Below are 17,446 nucleotides of genomic sequence, written 5' to 3'. Positions count from 1 at the left end.
GTTCCTACGACCTTAACCACATCGACGAAACTTATGCCGCCATCAGCCTCTTTATCTGCCGCTTCTTTTGACGCGCCTTTTAACCCTTTAGCCGAGGCCTCTACGCCAATTACGTCAGATACATCGCCAACGCTTGTACATTTGCCTGAGCTCAACCATCAGCACCTCGCTAGTAGCGCCTCGACCAATAGCGAGCTGATCACAGCGGTACAAGATGGCACGCTTGATGCCGCACAGATGCATCTGCTGACTGCCGACACCCAAATCGCTGGTCGCGGGCAGCACGGACGCTCTTGGCAGTCGCCACCTGGTAATGTTTACTTGTCGTTATATTACCCTGTGCATCAGCCGATTAGCGGTTTGTTGTCTTTGGTCATCGGTGTCGAGCTGGCAAAAATGCCTGTCATTCAAGCGCTCAATGAGCAACTGCACGCGCGCCAGCTGACGCCTATCGGGGTAAAATGGGCCAATGACTTGGGCTTTTATGCTGCCATATCCAAGCCGGCGCTGACACCCTCTGAGCCAGCAACACAAACTCAGCCGTTCTCAAAGCTTGCGGGTATCTTGATAGAGCCTGTCACCATAGCAGGCAAGTTGGTCGGTGTGGTGATGGGTGTGGGGCTAAATGTACAAGCGGCACCAGCGCTGACCGCGCAGACTTGCGAAGGTATGAGCTATCAGGCGATCAGTCTACAAGATATCTGTCAGATGCTGCCTGACGCAGCGACGATACGCTTGCCAAATCTCAAAACACTCTATCAGCAAATGAGCAAAGCGCTGATGGCAGCGATGACGCGTTTTGAATATTTTAGTTTAGAAAAACCCACCGGTCATACCTACTATCTGGATCGTTTTTTAGAGCAGTTTGATGGCGTCGATGCCCTCGCAGGACGACGCCTACGCGTCACTCAAGAGCACCATGGCAATAGCACTGTAGTGACAGGATATGCCTGCGGTATCGATACACATGGGTGTTTGCAATTGCGCCAAGATAACGGTAATATTTCTGCGCTTTTTACTGGACGCATTGACGTGATTCATCAGGCCTAACGCATAGAGCCTGCGGGCGCTATCGCCCTTATGGCATAAAAGTCTCTGGGTTTATTGACAAGCTTCATCTACAAGCTTTGCCATAACATTTTTTAGTGAATTGACTATATAAAGGGATTTTTATGCTCTGGTTAGATCTTGGCAATACCCGCTTAAAATACTGGCTCACCGATGATATCGGTCAGATCGTCGACCATGATGCCAAGCAGCATTTGCAAGCGCCTGCCGAATTACTCATGGGTCTCACCGATCGCTTTGAGCGATATGCGCCCGATTTTATCGGCATCTCATCTGTGCTCGGCGAAGCGCTCAATATAAAAGTCACCGAAACCCTCAGCCGTCTAAATATCCCGTTTGAGTTTGTCCATGTCGATGCCGCGCACCCATTGATGCGTAGCGACTATAACGATCAGCAGCTCGGCTGTGATCGCTGGCTACAGATGCTGGGCGCAGTCGATAAAAAAAAGCGCCAGTGCGTGATAGGTTGCGGGACCGCGGTGACGATTGACTTGATTGACCATGCGACACATTTGGGCGGCTATATTTTTCCCAGTATTTATTTACAGCGTGAGTCGCTATTTTCTGGTACCAAGCAAATCACCATCTCTAACGGTGCCTTTGATAGCGTCGGTCAGGGCATGACCACCCAAGACGCGGTGCATCGCGGTATACTGCTCTCTATCGTTGGTGCCATCAATGAGATCAGCCATCGTCATCCCAACTTCGAAGTCATCATGACGGGTGGCGATGCCGCCATCATCGCCCAGCATGTCAATCGCCCTGTACGACTACGTGATGATTTACTATTAAATGGTCTGGCACGCTATTTTGACCATAGTAAACAGACATAACATTTTTGATCTAAGATTTTTATAAGACATAAAATAAACATAAAAAAAGCAGGACGTTTTAAGCGACCTGCTTTTTTGGTTTAATATGAAAGTAAGTGTTTCTACTTAGTCTCGTTAAATAACTCACGCCCAACTAGCATACGACGTATCTCACTGGTACCCGCGCCGATTTCATAGAGCTTGGCATCACGCCAAAAGCGACCCAGCGGATACTCGTTGGTATAACCATTTCCGCCGAAAATTTGAATGCCCTCGCCTGCCATCCACGTGGCTTTTTCGGCGCACCACAAGATCACACTGGCACAGTCTTTGCGCACTTCTCGGCTATGACCCGCGCCGCGCGCGTCTAACATATCGAGGTTTTTACCAACGGTGTATAAAAAGCTGCGTCCCGCCTGCAAGATGGTATACATATCCGCGACTTTACCTTGGATCAGCTGAAACTCACCAATCGCTTGACCGAACTGCTTACGGTCGTGGATATAAGGCACGACATTATCCATCACCGCTTGCATGATACCGATAGGACCTGCGGCAAGTACCGCACGCTCATAGTCAAGACCGCTCATTAGCACCTTGACGCCATTGCCGACGCCGCCTAAGATATTATCTTTGGGGACTTCGACATTATCAAAGATCATCTCACCGGTATGGCTGCCGCGCATGCCGAGCTTGTCGAGCTTTTGTGCGGTGCCAAAGCCCTTCATGCCTTTTTCTACGATAAATGCGGTCATGCCTTTGGCACCCAGCTCTGGATTGGTCTTGGCATACACCACCATCACGTCGGCGTCTGGGCCATTGGTGATCCACATTTTGCTGCCATTTAATACATAATGGCCGTCTTTTTCTTCGGCTTTGAGCTTCATACTGACCACATCTGAGCCAGCGCCGGTTTCACTCATCGCGAGCGCACCGATGAATTCACCACTGATGAGCTTAGGCAAATATTTTTGTTTTTGCGCCTCATTACCATTGCGTTTAATTTGGTTGATACATAGGTTTGAGTGCGCGCCATAGCTTAGTGCTACAGAGGCAGAAGCGCGGCTGATCTCTTCCATTGCGACCATATGAGCCACATAGCCCATGTCCGAGCCGCCGTACGCTTCAGGAACAGTAATGCCATGCAGACCTAGGTCGCCCATCTTTTGCCATAGATCCATTGGGAACTCATCGCTGCTGTCGATTTCGCTGGCGCGCGGAGCGATTTCATTAGCCGCAAACTGCTGTACCACATCACGCAGTGCGTCAATATCTTCGCCAAGCTGGAAATTCAATCCGGGTAAACTCATAACCATTCCTTGTATTTTGATGTTTAATTTCTTAAAAATTTAGATCCATTTAAAAAGAGACCATATAGCTGGTACAAATTTTTATCGCTTGCTGTGCGACTGCGTCACTCCAGAGGCTTCAAAAAATTTATACCAGCTATCTATTCATTTACTTCTATTCATTTACTTCTATTCATTTAGCTTATGACTCGCTTTATTTTTTCGTTAAGACTGACGCTTATTAATCAGCGCACGCGCCACGCTTGAGCCATTGCGGCGACCCAAGAATTCACTGATACGCTCACCAGCGACGACCAGTTTATCCAAATCTATGCCTGTGTTGATACCCATACCATGCAGCATGTAGACGACATCTTCGGTGGCGACATTACCCGTTGCACCTTTGGCATACGGACAGCCACCAAGACCCGCAACCGAGGTATCAAATTCGCTGACACCCATCTGTAAGGCGGCCAAGGTATTACTGACGGCTTGACCATAAGTATCATGAAAATGCCCTGATAGCATGCTGATATCAGCATATTCTAAAGCAGCTTGTAGGGCGCGCTGCACTTTCAGCGGCGTACCAACACCAATCGTATCAGCAATACCAATCTGCTCAGCACCAATCTCTACCAAACGTTTGGTGACATACGCCACTTGGCTTGGGTCAATCTCGCCTTCATAAGGACAACCAACCGTGCAAGAGATGACGCCGCGTACCTTTATGTTCTGCGCTTTTGCCGCAGCGGCAACGGGTGCAAAACGTTCAATACTTTCATCAATACTGCAATTGATGTTTTTTTGACTAAAGGTTTCACTGGCTGAACCAAAGATAACGATTTCATCAGGGCGATGTGCAATCGCATTATCAAAGCCGCGCATATTGGGCACCAGTACCGAATAAATGACGTCATCACGCCTACTATCTGCCAGCGCGGTCATCAGCTCACTGTTGTCGCCCATTTGTGGTACCCACTTTGGCGAGACAAAACTGGTTGCTTCCAGCTTTTTGACGCCTGCTGCGATTAAATCGTTGATAAGCGTTTGCTTAACCGCCTTCGGTACCGTCATGGCTTCGTTTTGCAAGCCATCACGTGGGCTGACATCTACGATGGTGACGTGCTCTGGATACGAATGGCTCATGGTTATTATCCTTTTACTGTCCTTAAACTTCACTAGCTTCGGTATCGATACGGAGCAGCTCATCACCATCGGCCACCGAATCGCCCGCTGCAAATAACAACTCTCCTACCACGCCATCGGTGGGTGCAGTAATGGTGTGCTCGATTTTCATCGCTTCGATGACGGCGAGTGGCTCGCCTTTTTTTACACTATCGCCGACAGCCACTTTAAAGGCAACGACTTGCCCTGGCATCGGTGACTTCAAACTACCGACTGCCGCAGACTCTTCGCCTACATGCGCCATCACATCGACAAGTGTAATTTCATCACGGCCTCGATCGGTGAACACATAGACGGTTTCATGGTTCACCCAGCTCTGCGCATTGATACGTGCGTCATCGAGCCACAATGTATGATTGTGCGCGTCATCGCTGGCGTAGCTGACCTCACTTTCATATACCGTTTCGGTTGGCGCGGCGACATTGGCATTGGTTTTCTCTTCGTCACTCGCAATTTCTTTTTCAATCACTAGGGTAAAGCTGCTGCTATTTTCAGCCCCTTTTTTACTTTCCGAACTATCTGCATTGTGCCAGTTGCTAATACGTGCTTGGTACACTTGCTCATCATAAACCAAGCTAAACGAGCGCGTGTAATCGTTATAAGCACGGAAACCAGTCGGCTTACTAAATGGATCGGCGTCTTGCGCCATGCCTTCACTAGCCAACTGCTGGGCAATGGCCGTCACAACCAGCGTCGATAAATCAAGCGGATGCTGATCAAATAACTCGTCCGCCTCGCGCTCGATAAGCGCCGTATCGAGATTGGCTTGGCTAAACGACTCAGTATTTAAGATATAGCGCAAAAACGCCACGTTATTTGGCAAACCAACGATACGCGTTTGAGCGAGTGCGCGGTCGAGTTTCGCTAACGCTTGCTCGCGGGTCGGCGCATGGACGATAAGCTTGGCAATCATAGAGTCATAAAACGGACTAATCACATCGCCTTCGCGTACGCCATCGTCGATACGTACATCGGCAACATCAAAGGTGCGGTGCTCAGGCTTTTGATACGTAAAGAGTGTACCCGTCGCTGGCAAAAAATCATTGTCAGGGTTTTCCGCACAAATACGCGCTTCAATCGCATGGCCATTAATCGCCAAATCATCTTGCGACTTTGGCAATGGCTGACCGGAGGCGACCAAGAGCTGCCACTCGACCAAATCAACACCGGTAATGGCTTCACTGACTGGATGCTCAACTTGTAGGCGGGTATTCATCTCCATAAAATAAAAGCTCATCTCGCCTTCGCGCTGCTCAACGATGAACTCAACCGTCCCTGCACCGACATAGCTGACCGCACGCGCCGCCTCAATCGCCGCTGTCCCCATCGCTTCACGCATCGCTGCATCGACGCCTGGCGCTGGCGCTTCTTCTAGCACTTTTTGATGGCGGCGCTGCACTGAGCAATCGCGCTCAAACAGATGCACATAGTTGCCATGCGTATCACCAAATACTTGGATTTCGATATGGCGCGGCTTTAGCGCGTATTTTTCGATGAGTACCTGATCATTACCAAAGCTGGTGATTGCTTCGCGGCGACAAGAGTCTAGCATTTCGATAAAATCACTGCTGTGCTCGACGATACGCATGCCTTTACCGCCGCCGCCGGCACTGGCTTTAATCAACACAGGATAGCCAATCGCATCGGCCTTCGCTTTTAAAAACTCGGCATCTTGATTGTCGCCATGATAACCCGGTATCAGCGGCACGCCAGCCGCTTCCATCAAACGCTTGGACTCAGACTTGCCGCCCATCGCGCGAATCGCATCAGCGGATGGACCGATAAACACCAGCCCCGCATCCTGACAAGCCTGAGCAAAGTCGGCGTTTTCACTTAAAAAGCCATAGCCTGGATGGATCGCTTGCGCGCCCACATCGAGAGCAATCGCAATGATCGCATCGCCTTTTAGATAGCTGTCTTTCGGCGATGAGCCACCCAAATAAACGGCTTCATCACAGACAGCGACATGCTTGGCGCTGCGGTCGGCATCAGAGTAAACAGCGACGGTACGGACGCCTAAGCGCTTGGCAGTCGCGGCCACACGGCAGGCAATTTCACCACGGTTGGCGATTAAAATTTTAGAAAACATAACTATCCCTGTGTCTTGTCGTTTTTATTTGTCGGCTTGGCTATCGTTTTTTGTCGCTAGTCTGCCGTCAACCAATCAGGCTTACGTTTGTGCAAAAACGCTTGCACGCCTTCCTTACCTTGTGTGGATGAGCGGATATCAGCGATGCCTGTTACCGTCTCGGCGATCAGCTCGTCGCTAATGGGCGCGCCTGCGATATCATGTAATAGCTGCTTGCAGGTTTTTACCGCATCGGGGCTGTTTTTGACCATTTTGGCACAAAACGTTGCCACCGCATCGTCAAGCGCTTCCTCACTGACGCGCTCATGGATAAAGCCCAGCTGCCGCGCTTTTTTGGCATCAAACACTTCTGCACTTAAAAAGTAGCGATGCGACGCCCTAGCCCCTAATGCTCTTACAACATACGGACTAATGGTGGCAGGCGCTAAGCCCAAACGTACTTCACTGAGGCAGAAATTGGCAATCTTCACCGCGATGGCCACATCACAGGCGGCGACCAGACCCATGCCACCTGCATAGACATCACCTTGAATGGCAGCCACGGTTGGCTTAGGACATTCATAAATGGTCTTGAGCATTTGCGCCAGTTTATCGGCGTCGGCTAAATTTTCTTCATAGCTATAATCCGCCATGGCGCGCATCCAGTTTAGATCGGCGCCCGCACAGAACGCTTTGCCTGCTGCTGCTAGCACGATGACTCGCACATTATCATCAGTGCCAAGCATGGTGAAAACTTCCGTCAGCTCAGCAATCATTTCATCGTTAAAGGCATTACGTATCTCAGGACGGTTTAGCGTCACCGTCGCCACGTGCTGTTCGATATCAACCAATAGGCTTTTATAATTCTTCATATAGCGTTATCTCAATATTTTGTGGTAACTTTTTCATGTCTTTTTTTACGGATATTTTTGCGTAATGTTCTCGGCCTTAGTAACCCAGTTTTTATTTTAAACCAAAGCATTTTCTCATCGAAAACATGGTACCAATCTACATTCTAAAGACCCCAAACTTCGTCTCTTCAATCGGCGCGTTATAGGCGGCGCTTAGCCCCAATGCCAGCACTTGACGCGTATCAGCAGGATCAATCACCCCATCATCCCAGAGACGCGCGGTGGCATAATACGGATGGCCTTGCGCTTCGTACATATCTCGAATCGGTGCTTTAAAGGCCGCTTCGTCCTCGCTACTCCATGTCTCGCCCTTACGCTCGAAGTTGTCGCGCTTAACGGTTGCCAAGACCGAGGCCGCTTGCTCACCGCCCATCACTGAGATACGCGCATTTGGCCACATCCATAAAAAGCGCGGACTATAAGCGCGGCCACACATACCGTAGTTACCGGCACCGAATGAGCCACCGACGATGACGGTAAACTTCGGTACTTTGGCGTTGGCCACCGCCATCACCATTTTGGCACCATGACGGGCGATGCCTTCGTTTTCGTATTTACGGCCGACCATAAAGCCGGTGATGTTTTGTAAAAACACCAGCGGGATTTTACGCTTGCAGCACAGCTCGATAAAGTGCGTGCCCTTTTGTGCCGACTCACTAAATAAGATGCCGTTATTGGCGATAATGCCAACTGGCATGCCCTCGATATGAGCAAAGCCGCAGACCAGGGTGTTGCCAAAACGCGCCTTAAACTCATCAAACTCGCTGTCATCGACGATGCGAGCGATGATTTCCTTGATATCAAAGGGTTTGCGCTTATCGGTCGGGATGATGCCGTATAATTCTTTGGCATCGTAGCGCGGTGGACGTGGTTTGATTTGATTGGGGATGTGCTTGGCAGGACGGTTAAGGTGACTGACGATATCACGCGCAATCGATAGCGCATGCGTGTCGCTTTGTGCCAGATGATCGACGACTCCTGATAGACGGGTATGTACATCACCGCCGCCCAAATCCTCGGCGCTGACCTCTTCGCCCGTTGCTGCTTTTACCAGTGGCGGCCCACCCAAAAATATAGTGCCTTGCTCTTTGACGATGATGGATTCATCGCTCATCGCCGGTACATAAGCGCCGCCTGCCGTACAGCTACCCATAACCACCGCAATCTGCGGGATACCCGCCGCACTCATATTGGCCTGATTAAAGAAGATACGGCCAAAGTGCTCTTTGTCAGGGAATACGTCATCTTGGTTGGGCAAGTTTGCGCCGCCTGAGTCCACCAAATACACGCAAGGCAGATTGTTTTCTTGCGCAATCTCTTGCGCGCGCAAGTGTTTTTTGACTGTCATGGGATAATAGGTACCGCCTTTTACCGTGGCATCATTACAGACGATCATACACTCAGTGCCATTGATACGGCCAATACCGGCAATCACGCCCGCGGCGGGTATCTCTTCGCCATACATATCGTGCGCCGCCATCGGAGCCACCTCTAAAAACGGGGTGCCGGCATCCAGCAAACGCTCGACTCGCTCACGTGGCAGCAGTTTGCCACGCGCTACATGCTTGGCTCGCGCCCGCTCTGAGCCGCCCTGAGCGACTTTACGCAGGTGTACATATAAGTCATCGACCATTTCTTGCATGGCGGCACGGTTTTGCTGAAAATCGCTGGCGTTTGGACTCAGTTTACTGGTTATGATAGTGCTCATGATATCCCTTTTCTTTGCTGCGTAAGTGCAAGTGATTGATTGTGCGGTTTATAGTGACTGCTGGTTATACGACTGCTAACCGATAGCTTGCCAACCATTTGTCTTTTGTATCACTCACCGGTGTCGTAGATGTTTTGTACCCGAGAAGTGCGCTTAGTCTAAACCCAGCTCTGCTTTCATCTGCTCGATAATCTTATACTTTTGAATTTTACCAGTGATGGTCATCGGATACTCTTCAACAAACCGATAATAAGTCGGTACCTTATAATGAGCAATGTGCTCACTACAAAACTGGCGCACGTCGTCTTCACTCAAGCATCCTGGCTCTTTGGGAATAATCCAAGCGGCCAGCACTTCACCATACCGCTTATCTGGTACGCCAACGATTTGTACATCGCGAATCTTGGGATGGCGATATAAGTAGTTTTCGATCTCAACCGGATAGATGTTTTCGCCGCCGCGGATGACCATGTCTTTACTACGGCCGACGATTTTGACATAGCCGTCCTCATCCATGGTAGCCAAATCGCCAGTATGCATCCAGCCGTCTTGGATCGCTTCACGGGTTTTAAAACGGCTGCCCCAATAGCCTTTCATCACCGAGTAGCCGCGTGTGAGCAGCTCTCCTGTCTCCCCTAACGGCACAATCTCACCCGTCTCGGTATCGACGACTTTTACCTCAAGTGCAGGCTGTACCAAGCCAACGGTCGAGACTTGTTTCTCAAGCGGTGTGTGCTCGTTGGTCTGGCAAGAAACCGGGCTGGTCTCGGTCATGCCATAAGCGATGGTCACCTCTTTCATATGCATCTTATCAATGACACGGCGCATGACCTCAATCGGGCAGCTGGAGCCGGCCATAATGCCAGTACGCAAGGTCGATAAATCAAAGTTTTCAAACTCAGGGTGATCAAGCTCGGCGATAAACATCGTCGGTACGCCATGCAGCCCCGTACATTTTTCTTCTTCGACTGCTTGTAGGACTGATAACGGCTCAAAACCATCGTTTGGATAGACGATACAACCACCATGCGTCAAGATGGCCAAATTGCCGAGCACCATACCAAAACAGTGATATAGCGGCACCGGAATACACAGTCTGTCCTCGAAGGTAAGGTTCATCGCCTCACCGATGAAGTAGCCATTATTGAGGATATTGCGATGGCTTAAGGTCGCGCCTTTTGGCGTACCAGTTGTGCCACTGGTGAACTGAACGTTAATAGCATCGGTGTTTTTTAGCTGTGCTTGACGCTCGGCCACGCGCGGATCGTTGGCATCGCCTTCCGCCATCCAGTCAGAGAATTTTTGCATAAACCCAAACGTTTCGTCAGAGTCTGGCTCATCAATCCAAATGATACGTTCGATGGTGGGAATCTCGACCAAATCCAGCTGGGTGTAGTCTTTATGATAAATCTCAGGGCACAGCTCACGGATAAGGCCAGCGTAGTCGCTGCTCTTGAAATGGCGCATGAGTACGAGTGCTGAGCAGCCGAGTTTATTGAGCGCATATTGCAGCTCAAAAGTACGATAGGCCGGGTTGATATTGACGAGGATCACGCCGACTTTGGCCGTGGCAAGCTGCATAAGTAGCCATTCGGCATTGTTGTGCGACCAGATACCAATGCGATCGCCAATCTCAAGCCCCATCTCGATCATACTGCTGGCCAGCTGATTGACATGTTGCTGCAATTCGCGGTACGTCCAGCGGATGTTTTGATGACAGACAACCAGCGCTTCACGCTCTGGATATTTGGAAACAATGGCGTCAAAAAAGTCGCCGATGGTCGCCTCAATCAGCGGCACATCAGGGCCTTTGTCATAGCTTTGGGTCAGTGGCGCATTCGCCGAGCGCGCGCCCATATTTACGGTAGGGATGTTGCTTAATATGTGGTCAAATGCAGTAGGTTGCGTCATAACGAGTCCTTTCGTTGTGCTTTTTATTCTACTCAAAAACCGCCCGTGGGCCAATTTTTCTTCCTTGAGTATCTATCATAGATGATTCACTACTATACCGCCTAAAACGAAACTGTCAATAATAGTAATACATTATGTATCATTTAAATTAACTGCTAAAAATATTATCCCAGTAAAAGATAGCATAAAAATCCGCGATTATTGTCGGCAAAAAAGCCAGCTAGTATTTGTTACACAGCTGGCTTTTGAGAAAAATTAAAAATGAAAGCTAAAAGTTAAACTTACAGCGATTAAACGTTAGGCGCTTTAATCGTTACTGTCGCACTGACGTCATTGTTATCATCTAGCAATTCCATGATTAACGCGTCATCCGTGTCAGTCTTTACCTGCCAATTACCAGCAGCTTGTGGTACGCCAGTGGCCATGACAGAGATGGCTTTGTTTTTTAGGCGAATCATTGGCGGTTTATGATCATAGCCGTCATGTGCCACTCCTAAGAGGTCATCGGCAATGGTCGCCGCCTGCGCACGCAGCGGGGCAACATAACGGCAGGCAACGCCATTGATAGACATACAATCACCGATGGCATAGATATTTGACGCTTGCGTACGTAAGGTGGTGGCATCCACCACGATACCAGTCCGGCGATCGAACTCTACCCCTGCAGCAGTGGGCAGTCTTGCATCGACCGTGAGGCCAGTACTGGCAATCACATGATCGACGACCAAAGGCTCGGATGACTGAGCGGCCGCGCTGTCAGCACTGCCTGCCACTGGCGCATAGCGGACGTGTAGCTTGCCGTCCTCTTGACGCGTGACACCCGATACTTGATAACCACCCAAAAAGTGAATACCTTGGGATTGGACCGCCGCCGCGATACGAGCGGCCGCTTTTGTTGGTAGCATTTGTGATAAAGGCGCGTCATTTAAATCAATCAAGGTGACTTCATGTCCAGCTTTGAGTAAATCTTCGGCGATTTCTGTCCCCACCATACCAGCGCCAACGATGGCCACATGCTGACTGCCTGCTGCCAGCTTTTCTTGTAGCTGCCCAAAGCGCTCAATATGATTGACATGCCACACCAAATCCTCTGGCAGGCTCTTTGGAAAAATCGGCTGCGCGCCCATCGCCAGTACCAACTTGTCATAGCTGATGGTGGCATAATTGGTATAAACAGGATCGGAGCGCAGGGCAGAGACCAGCTGCAACTGCTGCGTAGTAGCATCAACATCCGTGACCTGCGTGTTGGCCAGCAGATTGACGTTTGCCGCTTTGGCAGCGTCAGCGCCAGTTGCGCGTACCAAGTCTGCCGCCCGCTTGTTTTGGCTGATGGCCATTGTCAGCATTGGCTTATGGTAACGATCGCCATTATCCGCTGTGATGAGAGTAATGGCGATGTCTTTGTCTTTTGCTCGAATGGCATCGATGACGTGCCAACCTGCCAAGCCGGCACCAACGATAACAATGCCCTTATTTTCCGCTGACGCATGGTTTTCCGCTGGTGCGGGGTTTTCAGTATGTAAAGGGTTTTCAGCATTGGCGGGGTTTGTTGAATTTGCTAGGGTGTCGGCATTTTCTATGCTCATAATAGCTCCAATATAATGTATAAACTTTTCATTGTCGGTATCTTGAGCGCTATTGTAGCAGTAAACAGTCATGCACTCATCTACTTGCTTATCCCTCCGCTACTGGATCGTTATAGCCAAAAAAACCAAAAAAGCGCCTAAAATTTATAGACGCTTTTTGGCAAATGCTTAGAGCTCATTGAACAGTCTCTACATCAAGGCGCTAAAGTAGCAGCAAAAACGTTGCTATTAATGATTTAAAATCTTGGACAAAAACAGCTGGGCGCGCTCGCTTTTTGCCCCTTCAAAAAACTCATCTTTGCTACAGTTTTCGACGATATGACCTTCATCCATAAAGATAATGCGATTGGCGACCTGACTGGCAAAGCCCATCTCATGGGTCACACACATCATGGTCATGCCATCACGAGTCAGCTCGACCATCACATCAAGCACCTCTTGAATCATCTCAGGATCAAGCGCCGAGGTTGGCTCATCAAACAGCATCGCCACAGGGTCCATCGCCAGCGCACGGGCAATCGCCACGCGCTGCTGCTGACCACCTGATAGCTCGGCGGGGTATTTTGGTGCCTGTGCACTCAGCCCCACGCGATCTAGATAAGCCATGGCTTTTTGTTTAGCCTCAGACTCTTTACGGCCCAGCACCTTGATTTGCGCGACGGTTAAATTGTCGATAATGGTCAAATGCGGAAACAACTCAAAATGCTGAAACACCATACCGACACGGCTACGTAGCTTGGGCAAGTTGGTTTTGGCCGCACCAACAGAGACACCATTGACCATAATCTCGCCTTGTTGAAAAGGCTCAAGCCCGTTGACCGTCTTAATCAGCGTTGACTTGCCACTACCCGATGGCCCGCAAACTACGACGACATCGCCTTTGTGTACATGGGCGGTGCAGTCAGTCAGCACTTGAAAGTCGCCATACCACTTACTGACATTTGCCATCTCAATGACCATCTCATCACTGGCATGACCATTATTGGTGACCAGCCCGCCAAAGGCATTTACATATGTATCAGCATTGTTCATTACTGGCTCCTAACCACATTATCTTGATAATCATTGTCTAAAAATCTCTTCAACCGCGACCGCGCAGTCTAGGGTGTGTCAGAACCGCAAACGCTTTTGTAGCTGCTGCACGCCCATAGACGCACTTAAGCTAATGACAAAATAAACCGCACCAGCGCCCAAGATATAAGGCGTCAGCAGCCCCATCAGCTCACCGCGCACGTAGGCTGCGCGGAAAAAATCCGTCAAACCAATGGCAAACACCAACGTCGTATCTTGGAATAAAATAATACACTGCTGCAAAATCAGCGGCAGCATTTTGCGAAAGGCTTGCGGCAAGATAACCAAACGCATGGTCTGTCCGTAAGTCATGCCCAGCGCTTTGGCGGCATTGACCTGCCCGCTGCCGATCGATTGAATGCCAGCACGCACCACCTCAGAAAAATACGCCGCCTCAAACATCATAAAGGCCACCACACAAGAGGCAAACGCCGCATCGAGCTGTAGATATTTACCCACGATCCAAAAATAAATCATCGGCACGGCAAAATAAAACCACAAAAGCACCAGCAGCAAGGGCACTGAGCGAAAATAATTCACATACAGTTTTGCTGGTATCTCAAGCACTTTGATACCCGATAAACGCATCAGCGCCAGTACCGTCCCCAAACTGATACCGCCCAAAATCGCCAAAAACAATACCTTAAGCGTGGTCAGCATGCCGCCCATCAACCCGGGATAGGCGGTGGCAAGCTCAGTCATCATATTCATTTTTGACCTCCTGCAATCAGCCCAGGCACGCGCAGTTTGCGCTCGATCAGTCCCATTATCGCGATTAAGGACAAGTTAAATACCAAGTAGATAATCGTCGCGTAGGTATAGATCTCAATGCTGTTTTGCGTGTATTCACTGATGGTTTTGGTTTGGCTAATCAGCTCCATCACCCCAACGAGCGAGGCGACTGAGGCGTTTTTAAAGCAGTTGGTCAGCTCAGAGCTGAGCGGCGGCAAGATGATACGAAAGGCTTGCGGCAGTAGGACTTCTTTGTAGACTTGCGGGATGCTAAAGCCAAGCGCATAGGCGGCGTTGACTTGGCCATCTGGTAGCGACTCGATACCCGTGCGCACCTGCTCGACGATACGAGCGGCGGTAAACAGCCCCAAACCGATACTCGCCGAGAGCATGGCAGAGGTATTGGGCGACAGGTCTTTATACCACCATTCTTGTATCGTCGGTGTCAGCCAACCAGGGGCGATATAAAACCAAAAAAACAGCTGTACGAGTAATGGGATATTACGAAAAAACGTCACGTAAGCGGTACCAATCGCTCGCGCCGTCTTGCTCGGCAGCGTGCGCATGATACCTAAGATGGTGCCGACGATCATGGCGATGGCCCAAGCGATACTGCCAATCAGTAGCAGCCAGCCAAGACCAGTAATCATCCAATGGATATACAGCTCGCTACCGATACCGGTCTGCTCAAACAGCACACCCCAGTTCCAGCTATAATTCATGGTTGTCTCTCCAAGCAGCGATAAAAAAGCCTATGCGTCAAACAACACATGACGTACGCATAGGCCAGCTAGGGTTTGGGACAACGATTACTGTGCTGGCGCCGCTTTTGGCTGCGCACCATCGTGCGGGTTGGCAATCAGTGCCTTTAGGTTGTCAGACATCTCAAAGTTGAGATTGACGTTTTTTGGCGGGATTGGGTTCAAAAACCACTTATCATAAATGCTATTGATCTCGCCTGAGCTAAAGACATTGGCCAAGGCTTCATCGACCACCGCTTTAAACTCAGGGTCGTCTTTACGCATCATACAGCCATAGATCTCAAACGATTGCGGCTCACCGACGATGACCCATTCATCTGGGTTTTTGGCTTTGGCTTTTTCACCAGCGAGCAGCACATCATCCATCATAAAGGCGCCAGCGCGGCCGTTTTCTAACATCAAGAACGCCTCGCCATGATCTTTTGCTGAGATGATGTTGGTGTCCATCTGATTGTCGTCATTATATTGACGGATATAGCGCTCTGATGTCGTGCCAGCAGTGGTGACTAGCGTCTTGCCTTTTAAGTCGGCAAAGTCATTGATACCAGAGTCTTTTTTGGTCAACAGACGCGTCCCAATCTCAAAAAAGCCATTGGAGAAGGCCACTTGCTTTTGGCGCTCTTCGTTGTTGGTGGTTGAGCCACACTCAAAGTCCACAGTACCGTTTTGTACCAAAGGAATACGCGTCTGCGAGGTAATAAGATTATAGCGGACATTAAGATCAGGCATATTGAGCCTTTGTTTGACGGCCTCGACGACTTTCATCTCTAGGTCGTGGGCATAGCCTATCGGCTGATTTGGGTCGTCCGCGATATAAGAAAAAGGAATAGAAGAATCACGGTGACCGACCACGATGGTGCCTGAGTCTTTGATTTTTTGTAGCGTGCCGTTTGCTGCGCTAGTCGCGGTACCCGCCTCATCGGCAGGCGCTGCTTCACTGGTAGCTTGGTTGCTGTTATTACATCCAGCGAGGCCAAACGCCATAAAGGCCGCTACGGTCAAGCTCTTAGAGAAAGGTTTGGAAGATAGATAGCTCATGAGATACATCCTTTTTATCACATTATCACTAAATTAAACGAGTGCTTGGACGATGAAGGGTTTATAAATCACCCCCTATCGACTGACTGGTTGTCATGCATCCTTGTCGTTGTTGCTATTGTTTATCACAATGCAACTTAATGTTACTGTACAACAAAATTGCAACGGGCGGTAAACTTTTTTGCGCAAAATATAGAATGATGGTTTTTGGCATTACCCATCTAGCCCACGCCGGCCATCAAGGGTAATTGATAAGATTGATAAATACGCAACAATCCCCATAAAGTTAGCAACTTCTCAATCACATAAGCCAGTTATGACTCAAGATATTCAAGCACCAAATACTGACACCCAAACCACCAGCTACAACGACATTCGCCAGCGTTTTTTTATTGAAGACTCGCCTGTACGCGGTGATGTGGTGCGTCTATCGCGCAGCTATGCGACCACGATTGCCCAAAAGCCCTATCCTGAAGCGATCAAACGCTTATTGGGCGAGATGATGACGGCGGCAAGTTTGCTGATCAGCACGGTCAAAATCAACGGCCGTCTGTCTATCCAGCTGCAGTCCTCAGACCCTGAGAGCCTGCTCAATTGGGCGATGGCAGAGTGTGACCAAGACGGCATCATCCGCGCGCTTGCCAGCTGGAAGGCCGACACCGACGCGCAAGCACAAGCGTGGGAGAGTATGACCACAGCCAAAGACGCTTTTGCCGAGCTTGGCGCGATGGGTCAAGGCGTATTGTTTATCAATATCCAGCCTGACGGCGGCGACTCTTACCAAGGTATCGTCGAGCGTAGTCATGACAATTTGGCAGACTGCTTGGCGCACTACCAAAAACAGTCCGCGCAGATTCCAACGCTAATCAACTTAGCATCAGACGGTCTACAAGCTGGGGGTATCTTGGTACAAATGTTGCCACGTACCGCTGAGGAAACCTACGAAGTCGAGCAAAACCAAGACGCCGGCATCGATGATGACCTATGGCCGCGCTTAAGCGTCCTTACGCGTACGCTAAAAGCAGAAGAGCTGACCACACTCGATACCAGCGAGATTTTATACCGCTTGTATCATGAAGAAAATATCGTGGCACCTGAGCCTGTGGCGTTATCATTTGGCTGTACTTGCTCACGCGAAAAATGCGAGATGGCCATCGAGCAAATCGGTGAAGCAGAAGCGTTAGATATCGTCGAAGAGCAAGGCGGGACGTTTGAGATGGACTGCGGTTTTTGCGGTGAGATCTATCCGTTCGATAAAGACGATGTGACCGCTATCTTTGCTAAATAGGCGGTATCTAGTAAAACA

General features: G+C 49.7%; 14 protein-coding genes. 3 read left to right on the top strand and 11 right to left on the bottom strand.

The window, feature by feature from the left end; genetic code table 11:
- Window positions 1–33 precede the first annotated feature (33 nt).
- Window positions 34–1,050: a biotin--[acetyl-CoA-carboxylase] ligase gene (locus tag CAP50_RS02225; RefSeq protein ID WP_100748888.1), complete on the top strand. Its 1,017-nt coding sequence runs from the start codon at window positions 34–36 to the stop codon at window positions 1,048–1,050.
- Window positions 1,051–1,172: 122 nt separating this feature from the next.
- Window positions 1,173–1,901: a pantothenate kinase gene (locus tag CAP50_RS02220; protein ID WP_075101988.1), complete on the top strand. Its 729-nt coding sequence runs from the start codon at window positions 1,173–1,175 to the stop codon at window positions 1,899–1,901.
- A gap of 101 nt (window positions 1,902–2,002) precedes the next feature.
- Here CAP50_RS02220 and CAP50_RS02215 read toward each other — a convergent pair whose 3' ends face one another.
- From CAP50_RS02215 to CAP50_RS02165, 11 genes are all read right to left on the bottom strand, one after another.
- Complete coding sequence (locus tag CAP50_RS02215; protein ID WP_100748887.1) at window positions 2,003–3,190, bottom strand: isovaleryl-CoA dehydrogenase; 1,188 nt, start codon at window positions 3,188–3,190, stop codon at window positions 2,003–2,005.
- Window positions 3,191–3,394: 204 nt separating this feature from the next.
- The gene (locus CAP50_RS02210) at window positions 3,395–4,315 is read right to left on the bottom strand and encodes a hydroxymethylglutaryl-CoA lyase (protein ID WP_100748886.1); all 921 of its coding nucleotides are present in this window, start codon (window positions 4,313–4,315) and stop codon (window positions 3,395–3,397) included.
- 22 nt (window positions 4,316–4,337) lie between these two features.
- Window positions 4,338–6,443 (bottom strand): acetyl/propionyl/methylcrotonyl-CoA carboxylase subunit alpha, encoded by a 2,106-nt coding sequence (locus tag CAP50_RS02205; RefSeq protein ID WP_100748885.1) that lies wholly within the window; start codon window positions 6,441–6,443, stop codon window positions 4,338–4,340.
- A gap of 56 nt (window positions 6,444–6,499) precedes the next feature.
- Entirely contained in the window at window positions 6,500–7,294 is a 795-nt protein-coding gene (locus tag CAP50_RS02200) for an enoyl-CoA hydratase/isomerase family protein (RefSeq protein WP_100748884.1), read from the bottom strand.
- A gap of 136 nt (window positions 7,295–7,430) precedes the next feature.
- Entirely contained in the window at window positions 7,431–9,041 is a 1,611-nt protein-coding gene (locus CAP50_RS02195; protein WP_100748883.1) for a carboxyl transferase domain-containing protein, read from the bottom strand.
- 153 nt (window positions 9,042–9,194) lie between these two features.
- Window positions 9,195–10,952, bottom strand: a complete 1,758-nt coding sequence (locus CAP50_RS02190; RefSeq protein WP_100748882.1) for an AMP-binding protein — start codon at window positions 10,950–10,952, stop codon at window positions 9,195–9,197.
- A gap of 290 nt (window positions 10,953–11,242) precedes the next feature.
- Window positions 11,243–12,538: an FAD-dependent oxidoreductase gene (locus CAP50_RS02185; RefSeq protein ID WP_100748881.1), complete on the bottom strand. Its 1,296-nt coding sequence runs from the start codon at window positions 12,536–12,538 to the stop codon at window positions 11,243–11,245.
- A gap of 228 nt (window positions 12,539–12,766) precedes the next feature.
- The gene (locus CAP50_RS02180) at window positions 12,767–13,498 is read right to left on the bottom strand and encodes an amino acid ABC transporter ATP-binding protein (RefSeq protein WP_100748976.1); all 732 of its coding nucleotides are present in this window, start codon (window positions 13,496–13,498) and stop codon (window positions 12,767–12,769) included.
- Between the two features lie 150 nt (window positions 13,499–13,648).
- On the bottom strand, window positions 13,649–14,320 hold the full coding sequence (locus CAP50_RS02175; protein WP_075101981.1) for an ABC transporter permease subunit: 672 nt from the start codon (window positions 14,318–14,320) through the stop codon (window positions 13,649–13,651).
- Window positions 14,317–15,063: an amino acid ABC transporter permease gene (locus CAP50_RS02170; RefSeq protein WP_075101980.1), complete on the bottom strand. Its 747-nt coding sequence runs from the start codon at window positions 15,061–15,063 to the stop codon at window positions 14,317–14,319. Before CAP50_RS02170 ends, CAP50_RS02175 begins: the two co-directional genes overlap by 4 nt.
- Before the next feature lie 87 nt (window positions 15,064–15,150).
- Window positions 15,151–16,140 (bottom strand): glutamate/aspartate ABC transporter substrate-binding protein, encoded by a 990-nt coding sequence (locus CAP50_RS02165; protein WP_100748880.1) that lies wholly within the window; start codon window positions 16,138–16,140, stop codon window positions 15,151–15,153.
- A gap of 316 nt (window positions 16,141–16,456) precedes the next feature.
- Between CAP50_RS02165 and hslO the strand changes: the two genes are divergently transcribed.
- Window positions 16,457–17,428 (top strand): Hsp33 family molecular chaperone HslO, encoded by a 972-nt coding sequence (gene hslO / locus CAP50_RS02160; RefSeq protein ID WP_100748879.1) that lies wholly within the window; start codon window positions 16,457–16,459, stop codon window positions 17,426–17,428.
- Window positions 17,429–17,446 lie beyond the last annotated feature (18 nt).

The sequence above is a fragment of the Psychrobacter sp. L7 genome, from assembly GCF_002810365.1.
Lineage (GTDB): Bacteria > Pseudomonadota > Gammaproteobacteria > Pseudomonadales > Moraxellaceae > Psychrobacter > Psychrobacter celer.
This window is presented reverse-complemented; position numbering and strand designations above follow the sequence as displayed.

Coding starts and splice junctions, on each gene's coding strand:
- CAP50_RS02225 (WP_100748888.1), top strand. CDS start 34: ATGCCGCCATCAGCCTCTTTATCTGCCGCTTCTTTTGACGCGCCTTTT.
- CAP50_RS02220 (WP_075101988.1), top strand. CDS start 1,173: ATGCTCTGGTTAGATCTTGGCAATACCCGCTTAAAATACTGGCTCACC.
- CAP50_RS02215 (WP_100748887.1), bottom strand. CDS start 3,190: ATGAGTTTACCCGGATTGAATTTCCAGCTTGGCGAAGATATTGACGCA.
- CAP50_RS02210 (WP_100748886.1), bottom strand. CDS start 4,315: ATGAGCCATTCGTATCCAGAGCACGTCACCATCGTAGATGTCAGCCCA.
- CAP50_RS02205 (WP_100748885.1), bottom strand. CDS start 6,443: ATGTTTTCTAAAATTTTAATCGCCAACCGTGGTGAAATTGCCTGCCGT.
- CAP50_RS02200 (WP_100748884.1), bottom strand. CDS start 7,294: ATGAAGAATTATAAAAGCCTATTGGTTGATATCGAACAGCACGTGGCG.
- CAP50_RS02195 (WP_100748883.1), bottom strand. CDS start 9,041: ATGAGCACTATCATAACCAGTAAACTGAGTCCAAACGCCAGCGATTTT.
- CAP50_RS02190 (WP_100748882.1), bottom strand. CDS start 10,952: ATGACGCAACCTACTGCATTTGACCACATATTAAGCAACATCCCTACC.
- CAP50_RS02185 (WP_100748881.1), bottom strand. CDS start 12,538: ATGAGCATAGAAAATGCCGACACCCTAGCAAATTCAACAAACCCCGCC.
- CAP50_RS02180 (WP_100748976.1), bottom strand. CDS start 13,498: ATGGTCATTGAGATGGCAAATGTCAGTAAGTGGTATGGCGACTTTCAA.
- CAP50_RS02175 (WP_075101981.1), bottom strand. CDS start 14,320: ATGAATATGATGACTGAGCTTGCCACCGCCTATCCCGGGTTGATGGGC.
- CAP50_RS02170 (WP_075101980.1), bottom strand. CDS start 15,063: ATGAATTATAGCTGGAACTGGGGTGTGCTGTTTGAGCAGACCGGTATC.
- CAP50_RS02165 (WP_100748880.1), bottom strand. CDS start 16,140: ATGAGCTATCTATCTTCCAAACCTTTCTCTAAGAGCTTGACCGTAGCG.
- hslO (WP_100748879.1), top strand. CDS start 16,457: ATGACTCAAGATATTCAAGCACCAAATACTGACACCCAAACCACCAGC.